The sequence below is a fragment of the Pseudomonas sp. ICMP 8385 genome (genome assembly GCF_002699915.1).
Classification (GTDB): domain Bacteria; phylum Pseudomonadota; class Gammaproteobacteria; order Pseudomonadales; family Pseudomonadaceae; genus Aquipseudomonas; species Aquipseudomonas gessardii.
Genome location: NZ_LKBY01000124.1, coordinates 210706 through 226619, shown reverse-complemented (window position 1 = coordinate 226619; position 15914 = coordinate 210706). Strand labels below are relative to the sequence as shown.

The window sequence follows — 15914 nt, the reverse complement described above, 5'->3', positions numbered from 1 at the left end:
TCGAGCCCCAGCGAGGCTGCGATGGGATCGCCTCGGTGTACCTGTTGCACCGCAGCACCCGCATCGCAGCGTGCGACTTACCGTGGCGGGTAGTTGGACAGCACCTTGGTCACCGTCGCGCGGATCGCGGCGCTGCGGTCCTGTGGGTTGGGCGAGCTGCTCATCATCTGTTCGTCGCTGCCGCGCCATACCAATTTGCCGTCCTTGCCGTCGAGCAGGTCGATCTGGAGGGTGGCGACCTTGTAGGTGACGTTGCGGGTTTCGTTGTACATCGGCGCGCCCCAATAACCATTCCACGGGCCGCCCCAGGCGCCGCCGTAGTGGGTGGTGACTTGTTGCTGGCGGTCTTCGACGATCAGGTAGGCCTGCACGTTCACATCAGCCTTGGCCCCGGGGGCTGCCGGGCGCAGGCCGCGTTGGTCGAGCTGGTCGGCCACTGCCTGGCGGATGCGCTGTTCGGTGAGGTCGCTCTTGATCCGTGGATCATCGGGGCGGTACTGCAACGCTGGGTCTTTCCAGGCCCAACTGCGGTAGGCGGCAAAGTCGCGGCTGGCGTCAAAGTCGTGGTTGACCTGATGGGTCTGGCATCCGCCCAGCAGCACGGCAAAAGCAAGCAAAGCGATACGACGCAACATGGTAGTTCTCCAAAGGGCAAACCCAATCTGAGATGAGAATAGCTGTTAACTCGGAGGATACGCCGTCATGGCCTTCTGCACAGCCTGGCGCAAGGCATCGCCGCGTTCACTCAGGCTGCCCTGGCTGCCCGTTTCGGCGCTGGCGCTCCAGACCGGCTGGCCCGTGCGAGCGTCGAACAGGTTGACGCGCACCACCACGACCTGCACTTCATAGGTGCGCACGATCGGCACCGAGTTGTACATGCCGTAGCCGTTGCCATAGCGGTTGTAGCCACCGTAGCCATAGCCATAATCGTCCTGTACCTGGCGCAGGCGTTTCTCCAGATGCACATCGGCGCTGACCAGCAAGTCCGGCGCGCGCGGGCCATGCACCGGGCGCAGGCCGCGCTGGTCGAGGGCGCCACTGACGGCTTCGGCGATCTGCGCAGGATCTGCCCAGGCCGAGCCCGCCGGCAACTGGCCGTTGCGCCAGGCCCAATTGCGGTAGGCGCCATAGTCGCGCACCGGCGCCGGATAGGCGCTGGCGTCAAAGGTGTTGGCCGCCTGGGCAGGCGCCGGCGGCATGGGTTTGGACGCCGCCACATACGGGTTGTGGCTGGAGCAGGCGCCCAGCCCCAGGCACAGCAGGATCAATGCACAGCGCTTCATTTCGATCTCCGCAGACTGGGCCGCTTAAACCGGACGGCAGATCCAGTGCAAATAACGCCCAAGTCCGGCAAAGCTTGGGTGACGACGGTGAGCGAGTTCCATCTCCAACACGTCCTGCAAATGGGTACGGGCCTGGAATTCCATCGGCATATAGTCGTGGAACACCCGCACCCCGCTCTGGCTTTCGACCTGCCACAGGCCTTCAAGTTGCGCCGCCAGCTCCCGTGGGTCCAGGGGCTGTTGCGGGGTCAGGCTGTGTTTTTCGCCGGCCATGTCGTTCTTGCGCATCTTGCGAAAGTGCCCCTTGAGCAAGTTGCGGTAAATCAGCGCATCCCGGTTGTAGAACGCCAGGGACAACCAGCCCCCCGGCGCCGTCAACTGGTGCAGCACCGGCAGGATCGCGTGGGGCTCGGCCAGCCATTCCAGCACGGCGTGGCACAGCACCAGGTCGTAGGGCTCGGTGAGCTGGCCCAGCAGGTCCTGCCACGGCGCCTGGATGAACGTTGCACGCTGCCCCGCCTCGGCGAACCGCTGGCGAGCGCCCTCCAGCATCGGCTCGGCGGGCTCGGCCAAGGTCACCTGATGCCCGCGCTCGGCCAGCCACAACGACATATGGCCCAGGCCTGCGCCGATATCCAGCACGCGCAACGGCCGCGCCGGCAAAGCCTCGGCCAGGTCGGCCTGCAACACTGCCAGACGGATCGCGCCCTTGGCGCCACCGTAGATCTTCTCGGCAAAGCGCGTGGCCAACTGGTCGAAATGACGATCACTCATGGCTAAACCGCCGCTCATTGTCGGCCAGCTTGGCGCTGACCACCTGGTTCATGTCCAGGCCCAGTTCGCCGCACAACAGCAGCAAGTAGAGCACGATGTCGCCCACTTCCTGGCCGGCATGGGCGAGTTGGTCGGCGGGTAACTGGCGCGACTGGTCTTCGCTCAGCCACTGGAAGATCTCCACCAGCTCGGCCATTTCGACGCTGGCGGCCATGGCCAGGTTTTTCGGGCTGTGGAATTGTTTCCAGTCGTTGTTATCGCGGATGCGATGCATGCGTTCGGTAAGGTGTTCGAGATTCATGGGGCGCTCCTGAAGGGGTATAGCTTCGGGCTCAAAGGCGGGGATGGCAAATAAATTTACGGCGCTTGTCAGGGCGCTATCGCAGGCAAGCCAGCTCCCACATTTGGCGGTGTTTACAAATCAACATGGGGGAGCTGGCTTGCCTGCGATGGCGGTCTAATCGACCACGCTGAACTCAACCCTGGCCGTCTGCCCCGCCTCATCGAGCACACTCAGTTGATAGCGCCCCAACTGCTCCAGGCTGGCATTGATACTGTCCTGGTTGGCACTGTCGCCCAGCGGCGCGCCATTGAGGAACCACCAGCGCCGCCCACTGCCGCCCAACGCCGATAGCTTCAAGCGCAGTTGCTGCTGGCTACCCGCCGGCAAGCGCAGCTGGTCGCCCTCACGCACGCCCACCACCGACAACGGCGACGCCGCTGCCAGCGCCGGGGGCGGGCAATCCGGGTCTGGCGCCGGGATACGCGCGTCACGCCGCTCGATCCTCGGCAACCACGGCTCCAGCGGCGCCGGCCACAGGGCAATGTCCCGTGAGACCGCGCCCGGGCAACTGGCCGCCACGCGCAAACCCTTGGCATTGACCCACACGGTTTCCATCAAGCCGACACCCAAGGGCTGATCCAGGGCCTGCAAGGTCGGCGGCGTGGTGCTGTCCAGCGTCCAGGCAAACCGCTGGCGCCGGCAATTGGGGTCGCTGCGGCTCATGGGCTGGCCCAGGGGCCAACAGATCGCCGCCACGCCGACATTCATCGGCACCGCTTTAACCGGCGCGGTAATGCCGCGCTGGCTGTCGCGGTTGGTCAATACATCGTGCACTTGCAGCATCAACGGCGCCGCCGACGCCAGGCCGAACTGGCCGGGCACCGGGGTGCCGTCCGGGCGGCCGATCCACACACCAATCAAATAGCGCGGCCCGACCCCAATGGCCCAGGCATCGCGAAAGCCGTAGCTGGTGCCGGTCTTCCAGGCCAACACCGGGCGCTGCACCAGCTCGGCCCGGGGGTCGCGGTCTGGCCGCGCCTGGCCACTGAGGATGCGCCGCACAATCCACGCCGAGCCTGGCGATAACAGAGGGCGCTCCTTGAGCACATCATCGGGCTGCAAACGAATGGCCGCGCTCTTGCCGTCGCGGGCCAACGCGCTGTAGCCGCCCACCAGATCTTCCAGGCGGCTGCCGGCGCCGCCCAGGATCAACGCCAGGTTCGGCTCGGCCAGCGCCGGTAGCGCCAGGGGCATGCCGCCGATGCGCATTTCGCCAGCAAAGCGCTTGGGCCCATAGGCTTCCAATAGTTGCACCGCCGGCAGGTTCAGCGAGCTGGACAGCGCCGTACTGGCCGGCACCGCGCCGGTAAAGCCCATGGAGAAGTTGCCCGGCCGGTAATCGCCATAGCGCCGTGGCACGTCCTGCAGCAGCGATTCGGAGTGAATCAGCCCCGCGTCCAAAGCCATGCCATACAGGAAGGGCTTGAGGGTCGAGCCCGGCGAGCGCAGGGCGCTGATCATATCCACATGGCCAAAGCGCCGTGCGTCGTTGATATCCACCGAGCCCAGGTAGGCGCGCACGGCCATGCTTTCTTCCTCAACCACCAGGATCGCTGCCGAAGTGTGCTCCGGCAGCCGCGCACGCCAACCCAACAGCAGGTCTTCGAGACGGCGTTGCAGGGTCGCGTCGAGAGTGGTGCGAATCAGTGGCGGGCTGTCAGGGCGGTTCAGGCGGCGCGCCAGCAGCGGCGCCAGGCTGGGCTCCAGGCGCGGCGCCAGCAACAGGGGTTCTTCCAGGGCTTCATCGACCGCCGATTGCGGCCACACCTGGAACTCGGCCAGGCGCCGCAGCACTTTGTCCCGGGCCTCCTGGGCGCGCTGCGGGTGGCGGTCCGGGCGCAGACGGCTCGGCGCCTGGGGCAGCACTGCGAGCAAGGCCGCTTCGGCGTGGGTCAGTTGCTGCGGCGACTTGCCCAGGTACGCCCAACTGGCCGCCGCCACGCCCTGCAACGTGCCGCCGAACGGTGCGCGATTGAGGTACAGGTTGAGGATCTGGTCCTTGGACAGGTGCCACTCCAACTGCGCCGTGCGCCACAGCTGGCGCAACTTGCCCGGCAAGGTGCGCGAATGGGGGTCGAGCAAGCGCGCCACCTGCATCGACAAGGTGCTGCCGCCCGACACCACCCGTGCACCGGTGAGGTTCTGCCAGGTCGCCCGCACCAGGGCCAGCGGATTGACGCCGGGGTGCTGGTAGAACCAACGGTCTTCGTAGGTCAGCAGCGCATCGAGGTAATACGGCGAGACTTCGCCGGTGGCCACCGGGTAACGCCATACGCCGTTGGCATCGGCGAAGCGCCACAGGGGCGTGCCGTCTTCAGCCAGCACCACACGGGCCAGGTCGTCCTTGGGCAGCGGCAGGGGCCAAAGGCGGTCGGCCAGCCACAGCAGGGCGATCACCACCAACAGGCTACCCAGGGTAGCGCGTGCAACTATTCGCAAATTCAAACGGGCAAACCTCTATGCTTCTAGGGAACTCGCCCAGGGGATTGGCGACCAAAGGCTCAGGTCCGGCAGATACGCCCACCCTTTCATCAGGAAACTCATATGCAGGTAGAAAGCTTTTTTGAATGGCTGGGCCAGGCGCTCGGTTCGATCATCCGCTTTATCGTCGACGGGCTCAGTGGCTTGTTCGGCGCCCTGACCCATGCCGGTGGCAACTTTATCGATGGCCTGTCGCGCACCCTGGGCATGGATACCTCGATCGTCAGCATCATCACCCTGATCATTGGCCTGATGCTGCTGTATTCGGCAGTCCGGGCGTTTATGCGGGCCTCGATCATCATGGGGATTATCTGGTTGATGCTGGGGTTGTGGCTGCTCAGTTGGGTTGTGCATTAAGTACAGACCCTGTGGGAGCGGGCTTGTGTGGGAGCAGCGGTGCGACTTGCTCGCGATAACGGTGTATCAGCCACCGAATGTATGGGCTGAAAGATCGCTATCGCGGGCAAGCCCGCTCCCACATAAAGCTACCGCCAGTTCCTATAGGGGTTGGGCTTAACGGCCCTTGATCACCATATCGGCCGGGGTCTCCCCCACTGCCTGCCAGTTCGGCCGGTACATCGACTCCACTTGCGGCGGCGGTACGCGATAGGTCCCCGGCGTGACCGCGCGGGCCAGGTACAGCAGGTGCGTGGTGCCGTAACCATCCAGGTTCAGCGCGGCCACATAGCGATCATCGCGGTATTCCTGATGCTTGATCGACGCATTTTGCATCGACTCGCGCCATTCCTTGACCTGGCTGCTGGCGTTTTCCAGGCTGGCGGCGCTTTGCCCCAGGTTCTGGTTTTCCAGCTCCAGGCCGGCCGGCAACAGGTCCACCACCAGGGCATCCGGCACCCGTTGCTTGTTGGCGCTGACGGCAATGTGCACCAGCACCAGGTCGCCGCTGCGTAGGCTTTGCAGGTTCAGCGGCTGGCCATTCATCCCCAGGTACTCGCGGCGAATGCTCAGGTTTTCGCCGCCCGCTACCGGGGCGTGCTGTGGATAACCGGAGATGCTCAATTGCTGGTAGATCGGCTCGCTGCCCGGGTTGCGCAGGGTCAGCGGTGAAGCCAGCAACGGACCTTCCAGCTTCAGGCCGGACTGGCCATTGTTCAGCTCACGGGTTTCGCCGCCGCTGTGCAGTTGCGCAGTCCAGTTGGTTTCCGGCTTGCCCAGCAAGCCACGCCCGGCGAGGAACAGCGAGTTGCGCTCCTGGGTCGACAGCCATGGGCTGGCCGCCATCTGATCCGACAGCTCGAACAGGCGTTCTTCACGCTTGCCCTTGGCCAGGTCGTTTTCTTCCAGCAGGGCCAGGATCATCGCCTGGTCGCGCAGCGGGCTGCCGTAGTCGGCCAGCCATTCATTGGCCTTGCGGCGCACCGCCAGACCGGCCAGCAATGCCTGGTCGGCACGTGGCTGGTCGCCCATCTTCTGCAAGGCAATCGCCAACTGCACCAGGGGCAGGCCGGAACGCGCATCGCTGCGGCGTTCAAACAGGCTGCGCAACGCGCCCAGCGGGGCCTGTTGGGTGCGCGCCAGCACCAGGCCGGCATAGGCCTGTACGGCAAAACGCGTGTGGTCGGCATTGTCGCTGTAGTCGACCTCGATCAGGTTGCGCTCCTGCACATAACGCAGCAGGCGTTCGCTGGCCTTTTTCAGCGCCTCGGGCGGTACGGCAAAACCCTGGTCGCGGGCGCGTAGCAGGAAGTCGGTGACATAGGCCGTCAGCCAGTATTCCTCATCGCCATCCGCGCCCCACAAGCCAAAGCTGCCGTTATAGCGCTGCATACCCAGCAGGCGCTCGATACCCAGTTCGATCTTGCGCTTGCGCTCGGCATCCGGCTCGCCGGTCAGGCCCAGGCGCGTCAGTACGGCGGCATCGGCATAAAGGGATGGGTACAGGCCGCTGGCCGTTTGTTCCAGGCAGCCATACGGGTAGGCCTTGAGCGCACGAATCTGCTCGCCCAGGTTCAACGGCGGGCGGCTCGATAGGCTCAACAGCGCCTCACGCCCGGCCGGTTCAAACAGGGCCAGCTCGCTGTCCGGCAGGCTCCAGGCCTCGTCCTTGAGCACCGCGCGGTATTGCTTGAGCAGCGCCGGATAAGCCGGGCGCACGCCCAATGTCCATTCGCGGGTAAACGCCGGCAGGTTCTCGCCCGGCAGGTCCAGGCCATTGACCGTGACCTTGAGCTTGCCCTGGCCAAAACCGCCCAGTGCGCGCACCGGAATCTGCAAGGTGGTGCGCTGGCCCTGGGTCAGTTGCACACTTTGCGATGGCTCGCCCAGCAGGGTCAACTGCCCTTCGGCAGTCAGTTGCACATCCAACTTCTGTGCCTTGCCCGACAGGTTGGACAGGTCCAGCGCCAGGCGCGTCTGGTCGCCGCCCGCGAGGAAGCGCGGGGCCGACAGCTCGGCAATCAACGGCGCGGCGATCACGGTCTTGGCTTCGGCCATGCCGTAGCGGTCATCGCTCCAGGCCTGGGCCATCAGGCGCAACTCGCCGTTGAAGTCGGGGATATTCACGCTGACTTCGCCCTCGCCCTGGTCGTTCAAGGTCACCGGCGCGCTTTGCAGGGCGACGATGGTGACGCTGGTGTCCGGGCGCTTGCCGCCCTTGGCCAGCGCCGCGTCACCGCCAAAGGCCAGGCTGGCCAGGCGCCCCTGGCCGGCTTCGATCAACTGCCCGTAGATATCGAACTGGTCCACCCCGTAGGCCTTGCGACCGAACAGGCTGGCATACGGATCCGGCGTCGGGTATTCGGTGATGTTGAGGATGCCCACGTCCACCGCCGCCACCAGCACATGCACCTGTTTGGGCACGCTGCCATCGGCATTTTTTGCCGCGACCTTGACCGTCAGTGGCTGCTTGGGGCGCATTTTTTCCGGCGCCGTCAGGGTCAGGCCCAGCTTGCGCTGAGTACGGTCCAACGGCAGATGCAGCAAGCCCACTGCGCGTTTGGGGGTGATATTGGCCTTGCGCTCGCCGGGACGGATCACCAGAGCACTCACATACAGATCATGGCGCGACCATTTCGGGTCGAGCTTCACCGCAAAGCTCTTGCCTTCGGCCGGCACCTCGATCTCTTGCCACCACAACGGGCCTTCGCTGGACTCCACCAATAGGTAGCCTTTACCGGCCGCCGGTGGGGTGACGGTGACGTTGGCCGTGTCGCCATCGCCATACGCCGGTTTGTCCAGCGCCAGCTTGACCTGGTCCGGGCGCACGGCGCCGCCTTCGGTGTTGTCCTGAGCCTGGTAGCCGGCCCAGAAACGCTTGCTGCTGATCAGCCCGGTCTGCGGGTCTTCGACTTCAACGCGGTACGGGCCCCACTCCACCTGGAAGCTGACCTTGGCCGTGTCGCCGGCCTTGATGTTGACAGTCTGCTCATCGAGGTTGAGGAATTTCTCGTTGTAGTGATAGCTCCAGCCGTCGTTGTCCGAGTAGTTCCAGTAGTAGTCGCGGCGCTCGCGGATCAGGCGCACCTTGAGGTTGTCGGCCGCGAGTTTCTGACCGTCCTGGTTGGCCAGCAGCACCTCGAATTCCGCGGGGCCATCGCCATCGGTTTCCTTGCCCTCGAACAGGCCGCGCAGGCCGGGCAGTTGCTCGGCCGGCCAGACCGGTTGCACCAGGCGCCGGGTGATCGGGCGCCCGCCGGACTCTTGCAGGCTGGCCTGCACGATCAGTTGCAATGGCGACTTGGCCTCGCTCCACTTGCTTTCCAGGGTCAGTTTTTCCTGGCCCTGGGCATCGAGCACGCTTTCGTCCAGCTCAAAATCCTGGCTCAGTTCTTCTTCCGTTACCGAGCCAAACTCATAGCCTGGCAGGGCTTTGACCGCCTCGCGCAGCGGGCGCACATACACTTGCCCGCTCAGGCGATTACCCGCCGCCGGGGCGCCATAGAGGTAGCGGCCGTTGACCTGGATAACGGCGTTGTCCGCCGGGCTCAAGGGCGTGTCGCTGCCCTTGAGCTCCAGGGCCAGGCGCTCGGGCAGGAAGTCCTCGACAAGGAACTCATACAGCTGCGGCCTGCCGTCACCCAGGTCGAACACCAGTTGCCAGCGCCCGGTCGGCGCTTCGCCGGCCAGTTGCAGGGGGTATTGATAGAGGCCCGAGGCATCGGCCTCCCATACAAATTTGCGGCTGACCTGTTCATCCGGGCGGCGCACTTCGACACTCACCGGTTGCGGCTTGACCGCATTGCCGTCCTTGTCACGCAGCAGGGCGTTGAGCAGCACGGTTTCGCCAGGGCGGTACAGGTCGCGCGGGCCGAACACAAAGAACTGCAACGGGTGTGCGGGCTGGCCGCCGATATCGAACTCGGCCAGGTCCAGCGCCGCGCTGTCGAGGCGCAACAGGCTGGTTTGCTCGCCCTGCTTGGCCAGCAGCACCTGGGCCTTTTTCGGCAGTGGCAGTTCGGCGTGGCCGCCCTTCTCGGTCTTGCCCTGGCCCAGCACGCGGCCTTCGGCATCGAGGACTTCCAGCTCGACGCCATCCAGCGCCTTGCCGCCTTCCAGTGCCTGGGTAAACACATCCAGGCGGTTGGCATAACGGTGTACCGACAGGCCGATATCACTGAGGGTAAACAGCGTGGCCGGTTGCGAATAGTTGTAGGTGCCCGAAGCGCGCATCACCGCCAGGTACACGCCCGGCTGTTGCAGTTGCTTGAGGCCGGCGATGGGCAGCAGCAGGGTTTCGCGGGTATTGCGCGCAGGATTGAGATCGAAACGGCCGCCGTACACCAGGTCGGCCATGGGCAGCAGTTCGCGGGATTCATAGCTTTGCAGGCTGGTATTGCGACCCCACTGGGCGAGGAAGGCCGGCAGCGATTCAGGCTTGATACGGAAGAACTCAACGTCGATCTTGTCGACATTCAGCGCGATCACCGGCAAACCTTCGGCCAGGCGGGTGGGCAACAGGGTGCCACGGCTGGCGAAACCGACGGTGGCTTGCAGGTCGCGGGTTTCCAGGCGCGCAATGTACTCGGCGGCGAGCTTGGCGTCATTGACGCCGCGCAGGCCGGCGTCCACAGTCAGCACCAACTTGCGCTGGGGCTCCAGGTGGCGCAGGCGCAGCTCCATCAGGTTATCGGAAAGCTCCCAGGCACCGTCGACCTTGCCGGATTTGCTGTCCACCAGGTGCAGCTTGTCGGCGAACTTCTGGTCTGGGTCCAGCGGGATCGAAAAACTCACCGACAAGGTGCTGGCGCCATCCAGTTGCACCTCAGACACGTCCACCACGCTTAACTCACGGCCGGCATAACGCTGCTTGAGCGTCGCCACATCCACCGCGGCCTTGGCCGGCGCCGTCACCGCTGCCGCAGGGGCCGCGGGAGCTGCTGGTTTGTCGGAAGAATCGCAGGCGCTCAGCAGGGCCAGCGCACAGGCCAGGAACAATCCTTTGTTAAGCATGGGGCACTCGTTGTAAGGGTGTCTGAGGGGTGAACTATATATCAGCGCCAGTGAAGCGGGTTATGGTGGCGATCACATTGACCGACGGAGGGTGGTTTGGTTCTCGATCACCTCAAAAGCGCAGAAAATTCCCTATGGGAGCTGGCTTGTCGGGCTGGCATTTGGTCATGGTTTGTAAAGGGCCAGCAAGGCGTGTCGCTTTAAATTGCAGGACGTTTCCTAGACAATCCTTGGCGCCTTGTGCCTGTTGGAATCGGTGACTAGTCTGCGATCCGTCACTGCTTATCAGTGATCGGGTTTAGTCGCCCGACTCCAAATTCGGCGCATGGTCCATGTAGTTTTATGGTGGCTGTGCGCAGGGCGCCTTCGGGTGCGCCGGAGTTTCCGATTTTGGCCGGTCGACTAACCTGCGTACAGCCGCCACCTTCGTTAGTCGCGACAGGTTCGGCTTCAGAATCAAATTCGGAGCTAAGCCATGAATAAAATTGTCCCCGACCCACCCTGCGACCTGCTCAACGACCGCGCCGCCTTCAATCGCGCCCTCAGCCACTATCTACCGACCCAGGGCTTCCACTCCATCAGCGAAGAACTGAGTTTTGAAGACTCCCTGCTCTACACCGCCAGCCTGCTGAACAGCGCCTCGGCCACTGCGCTCGACTGTGGTGAACACTTGCCCGGTGCCGAACGGGCCAAGGTGCTGGCGGTGTGGCATTTGCTGGAGATCGCCAAGACCACGGTCGACCGCTCTATCGAGTGCTTGCATCCCCCGGGATAAACGCGATCAACAAGGTAGGAGCCTGCTTACCGACTCCTACCTTCAAAATCCAATAAACCCGCTCGCTGATCCCGGACAACCAACTCCTCGCTCTCGATTAGTTACAAACACATGCAGCTTTTTTTCGGATTAAAAACCACAGATTCTTTAAACCTGCGAGGTTAAACAGTGGCCCTCATAACAAGGTAGATCTGTAAATGAATATACTCCCGAGCCCATCAACACCGCCCACCCCCCCTCCAGCTGCCAACACGCCTAAAATACAAGAAGGCCTACGTTACCTCACGCCTTTAGTCGATGATGGCAACGCCAATATCCAACATCTATCAGATTATAAAACCGACCCTCAAGGCAAGCTGGTCCCGAATGCCAGCAGAGTCCTGATTACCACTGCAGATCGGGCTGACACTATCAACATCACGATAGGGGCAGACCAACAACTCAATGCACGTATAAATGGCAAAGACTACAAACTACCACTGAATGCAAACAACGATGTGCACTCGCTGAGAATCCAGACCCAAGGAGGTAATGACCGTATTACCGTAGACAAGAACATCAACATCGAAATGCACATAGACGGTGGCGACGGTGATGACTATATCGAGGCCAATGGACGAACCGGCAGCGTATTAGGAGGCAAAGGCAACGATTACATACGCCTGGGCACCGGCCATATGGTTGCCTTGGGCGGAGATGGCGACGACATCATGATCGCAGGCACCGGTAACTCCACGATGCTGGGTCAAAAAGGCAACGACAAGTTATACGCCGACTATCCCGCACCGAAGACCAACCTACGCCAGGTTTACCTCAATGGCGGCCAGGGTAACGACGAACTCTATGCCGGGACCGGCAAAACCATCTTGAACGGCGGCCCCGGCAACGATAAGCACGTAGGTTATCGTCAGACTACTTTCTATACCGGCGCGGGCCAGGATACAGTCCATTCCTATGATGTTCAGGATCGGATCTACGCTAAAAAAACCGACACGATCCACAAACCCGCACAGGTAAACACCACCCATGTTGAATACAACAGCAACGCGGGTAAAAAAGGCCTGAAAATAGAAGGCACTCCAGAGTTCACTGAACAAACAGAGGATTACCTTGAACAACTCAGGGGATCGCCGGTCGGGCAGAAAGTACTGCAGGAAATGGACCGCCTTGCCGAAAAAAATGGCACCCACGTCACCATAAGTAGATCCCCGCTGTTTGAGGCGAACACTTACAGCCAATCTAATTCGGTTGGAGAGATCCCACGCGCCAGCCGGCTTCCTGAGCATGAATTTCTGCCTGAATACGGCCATATAACAAATGGCGTCGCCGGATCAAAAGCCGTAGATGGCGTAATCGGCTTTCTTCCAGAGCATTTCACGAAGGCCTTTGACACATCCCCCTTAATCGCCATGGACCATGAAACAATTCATGCCATCGTCTTTGCCGAGGGCAAAGGCATAGCCGGCGATAAGCCGATCTTTGATAAAGAAGGCAAGCCGGTCATGTTCCAGGGCGCACAGCTCAGGGTGAAGAACGCAGAGTATCAAGCTGTCGGTCTTCCAACCAAAACCCGACCCTTCGACTTCGACAACGATCCCTCGACACCGCCCACAACAACCAACACGTCGCCGTTCACGGAAAACGCCCTGCGTGAAGAAATGGGCGTACCGCTACGCGATCGATACGCGGAAGAAGAGCCCCCACTCATCGGTTAGGGCTGGGGCACAAGCCCCTTCACAAGACTGCGCCTGGGATCACGCTGGCTGTTTTTCAGCTAGCATAACCAGCCCCCCTATCCAATCTGCTGTACTGCCAATGCATGGGTACAATGCTCCTCCCCCAAGGAGCCCCCATGTCCACCTTACTCACCGACTGGCGCCACCGCCCCACCCATCGCCGTGTCTGGGCCCTGGCCGCGCCGATGATTCTGTCGAATATCTCGGTGCCGCTGGTGGCCCTGGTGGACAGCATGGTCATCGGCCACCTGCCCCACGCCCACCAATTGGGCGCCGTGGCCGTGGGGGCCAGCCTGTATACCTTCCTGGCCTGGGCCATGGGGTTTCTGCGCATGGGCACCACCGGCTTTGCCGCCCAGGCCGCGGGGCGCAATGATGGCGCGGCGCTGCGGCAAATCCTGTTGCAAGGCTTGTTGCTGGCGCTGGGGTTGGCGATGGTGCTGGGCACGGTGGGCATTCCCTTGAGCCACTTGGCGCTGGAGTGGATGCAGCCCTCGGCCGAGTTGAATCAACTGACCCGCGAATTCTTCCACACCCGGCTGTTCGGCCTGCCTGCCGCCCTGGCTACCTATGCCTTGGTGGGCTGGTTCCTGGGCACGCAAAACGCCCGGGCGCCGCTGGCGATTCTGTTGACCACTAACCTGGTGAATATCGCCCTGAACCTGTGGTTTGTGCTGGGCCTGGACTGGGGCGTGGTCGGCTCGGCGCGGGCCTCGGTGATTGCCGAGTGGACCGGCGCCCTGCTTGGCCTGGCCCTCACGCAAAAAGCCTTGCGCGCCTACCCCGGGCATATCGCCTGGGCGGCGCTCAAGATCTGGCAAAGCTGGCGCGCGCTGCTGGCGGTCAACCGCGACATCTTTATCCGCAGCCTGGCGCTGCAATCGGTGTTTTTCATGATCACCGTGCAAGGCGCGCGGCTGGGCGATGCCACCGTCGCCGCCAATGCGCTACTGCTCAATGGGCTATTGCTGACCGCCCATGCCCTGGACGGTCTGGCCCACGCGGTGGAAGCGTTGTGCGGCCACGCCATTGGCGCCCATGACCGCCAGGCCTTGCGTCGCTCGTTGGTGGTCGCCTGTGGCTGGTCGCTGATCGCCAGCCTCGGGTTTGTGCTGTTGTTTACCTTCGCCGGCCACTTGTTTATCGCCATGCAGACCGATATCCCCAGCGTGCGCGAAACCGCCGATATCTACCTGCCATACCTGGCGGTACTGCCGTTGATTGCGGTGTGGAGTTATCTGTTGGACGGTTTGTTTATCGGCGCGACCCGTGCGCGGGAGATGCGCAACGGCATGTTGCTGGCGGTGCTGATTATGCTGCCGCTTGCCTGGGCGTTGCAGGGGCTGGGTAACCACGGGCTGTGGATAACGTTCCTGCTGTTTATGGCAGTGCGCAGTTTGACGTTGTGGGCGATTGCCTGGCGGCTGCATCGGCAGGGGCTGTGGCTGGGCGCTAACTGAAGGAGCACGGTCCAAAACGCTGGGCCCTGCGTGCAAAAATCAGCAACCATGGCTTACAAAGTGCCTTAGCGCTTTCCAGAGACGGGAACCACACAACCAGTGTGTTAACTCCCCACTCTCAAGTAGGCCAACAACCATGTTTATTAAAACATCCGCGACTTCGACCCCTACTCCTGGACACCTCACTACGTCCCTGTCTAACACCCCCAATGCTGGAGCGCCCAGAAACCCTTATGAAAAAGTGTTGGCGGATGATGGCAATGTCAAAATACTGTTTAAACCCATCAAAGAAAGAGACCCACTTTCCAACACCCTAAACACGCGTAACCAAGTACAACTCAGTACTACTTACCGCTCGGACAAAGTTCATATCAGCGTGGATCAAAACAACAAGCTTGTCGCCTCCGTCAACGGAAAAGACTACAAGCTTCCGCTCTCGGCAGATAATAAATCGCACTCCTTGAATATCATGACCGGAGGCGGTAACGACCATATTTCCATTGATAAGCGTGTCAACATAGAACTGCACATCGACGGCGGAGACGGCAATGATGTAATTCATGCAGAAGGAAACACAACCACGGTAAAGGGTGGCAAAGGCGACGATCAGATCATCCTGGGGCGTGGCAATACCGCCGCATTGGGCGGGGACGGCGATGACATCATGATTGCAGGCAGCGGCAATGCGGTCATGTCCGGCGGCAAAGGCAACGATCGCCTGTATGTCGGTGCCGGGCCCGACAATAGAGTGCTATACCTCAATGGCGACCAGGGTAACGACCTGCTACATGCGGGCCCTGGCACTGTTGTGTTAAACGGAGGACGAGGAAATGACATACTTTCTGGTTATAACCAAACTACTTTCTATAGCGGTGACGGGAAAGACACCATTCACTCCTATAATAAAAACGATAAAATTTATGCAAAACCCAAAGACAAAATCAACAATCCAATGGCAGCCAAAGTCACCCATTTGGAATATGCCGAGAGCGGTAAGAAAGGTTTGAAAATAGAAGGCACACCCGAATTTATAGAACAGATGGAAGACATTGTAGATCGCCTAAGAGGCTCCCCCGTCGGCCAGGAAATGCTAAAAAAGATGGATCAATTCGTCGACGGCACGCGCGCGCCCATCACCGTCGCCGAGGGTGATTTTGAATACGAGCCGCATATTGACCACGTAGAAAACTTATCGGTCAAAGAGCTTCAAAACGATCCATATCCATCAGAATTTGGCTTTATAAGAAATAACCAACCGGGCTCAGTTTCGGCTCACTCCAGGATCGGCGCCAATCCCGTTTTTTTTGATAAGGATTTTGCCACGCCACCTGAGATCGCGTTCCAACATGAACTCGCTCATGCCTACGATGGCGGTACCGGAACGTTAATACCCGGCAGCGGTGATGTAATAGGTACAGATGGGATCCCCATCTTCCAGTTCGGAGAGCCGGCTCAAGTCGAAAACAGGGAATATCAAGCCGTTGGACTTCCCACGGCAGCCACCCACTTCGATGCTGAAAACGACCCTGACAACCCGATGAACAGCAAAAACCCCGCCCCCCTCACGGAGAACGCCCTGCGTGCCGAAATGGGCGTTCCGTTGCGCGACCGGTATGACGTGGATGAAGCGCCGCGCATCGGATAAGCCCGTGG

General features: G+C 61.5%; 11 protein-coding genes. 5 read left to right on the top strand and 6 right to left on the bottom strand.

What is annotated here, in order from left to right:
- Positions 1-77: 77 nt before the first annotated feature.
- From AO268_RS25170 to pbpC, 5 genes are all read right to left on the bottom strand, one after another.
- Complete coding sequence (locus AO268_RS25170; protein WP_099170180.1) at positions 78-635, bottom strand: DUF4136 domain-containing protein; 558 nt, start codon at positions 633-635, stop codon at positions 78-80.
- A gap of 45 nt (positions 636-680) precedes the next feature.
- Positions 681-1283 (bottom strand): DUF4136 domain-containing protein, encoded by a 603-nt coding sequence (locus tag AO268_RS25165; protein WP_076961485.1) that lies wholly within the window; start codon positions 1281-1283, stop codon positions 681-683.
- Between the two features lie 24 nt (positions 1284-1307).
- Positions 1308-2057 (bottom strand): methyltransferase, encoded by a 750-nt coding sequence (locus tag AO268_RS25160; protein WP_076961486.1) that lies wholly within the window; start codon positions 2055-2057, stop codon positions 1308-1310.
- On the bottom strand, positions 2050-2358 hold the full coding sequence (locus AO268_RS25155) for a MazG-like family protein (protein ID WP_076961487.1): 309 nt from the start codon (positions 2356-2358) through the stop codon (positions 2050-2052). Before AO268_RS25155 ends, AO268_RS25160 begins: the two co-directional genes overlap by 8 nt.
- A gap of 156 nt (positions 2359-2514) precedes the next feature.
- A complete protein-coding gene (gene pbpC, locus AO268_RS25150) occupies positions 2515-4845 on the bottom strand; it encodes a peptidoglycan glycosyltransferase PbpC (RefSeq protein ID WP_099170179.1) in 2331 nt (776 codons plus the stop codon).
- A 99-nt stretch (positions 4846-4944) separates the two neighbouring features.
- Between pbpC and AO268_RS25145 the strand changes: the two genes are divergently transcribed.
- On the top strand, positions 4945-5238 hold the full coding sequence (locus AO268_RS25145; protein WP_076961489.1) for a hypothetical protein: 294 nt from the start codon (positions 4945-4947) through the stop codon (positions 5236-5238).
- Positions 5239-5394: 156 nt separating this feature from the next.
- Here AO268_RS25145 and AO268_RS25140 read toward each other — a convergent pair whose 3' ends face one another.
- Positions 5395-10290: an alpha-2-macroglobulin family protein gene (locus AO268_RS25140; protein ID WP_099170178.1), complete on the bottom strand. Its 4896-nt coding sequence runs from the start codon at positions 10288-10290 to the stop codon at positions 5395-5397.
- Between the two features lie 475 nt (positions 10291-10765).
- Between AO268_RS25140 and AO268_RS25135 the strand changes: the two genes are divergently transcribed.
- The 4 genes from AO268_RS25135 (at position 10766) to AO268_RS25120 (ending at position 15906) form a co-directional block, all read left to right on the top strand.
- Complete coding sequence (locus AO268_RS25135; protein ID WP_076961491.1) at positions 10766-11065, top strand: DUF6124 family protein; 300 nt, start codon at positions 10766-10768, stop codon at positions 11063-11065.
- A 197-nt stretch (positions 11066-11262) separates the two neighbouring features.
- Positions 11263-12780 (top strand): M91 family zinc metallopeptidase, encoded by a 1518-nt coding sequence (locus tag AO268_RS25130; RefSeq protein ID WP_099170177.1) that lies wholly within the window; start codon positions 11263-11265, stop codon positions 12778-12780.
- A 137-nt stretch (positions 12781-12917) separates the two neighbouring features.
- Positions 12918-14261 carry an MATE family efflux transporter gene (locus tag AO268_RS25125; protein ID WP_099170176.1) on the top strand — a complete coding sequence of 448 codons (1344 nt, stop codon included), beginning with the start codon at positions 12918-12920 and terminating at the stop codon, positions 14259-14261.
- Positions 14262-14397: 136 nt separating this feature from the next.
- Positions 14398-15906, top strand: coding sequence for a M91 family zinc metallopeptidase (locus tag AO268_RS25120; RefSeq protein ID WP_099170175.1), 1509 nt, complete (start codon positions 14398-14400; stop codon positions 15904-15906).
- Positions 15907-15914: the final 8 nt, after the last annotated feature.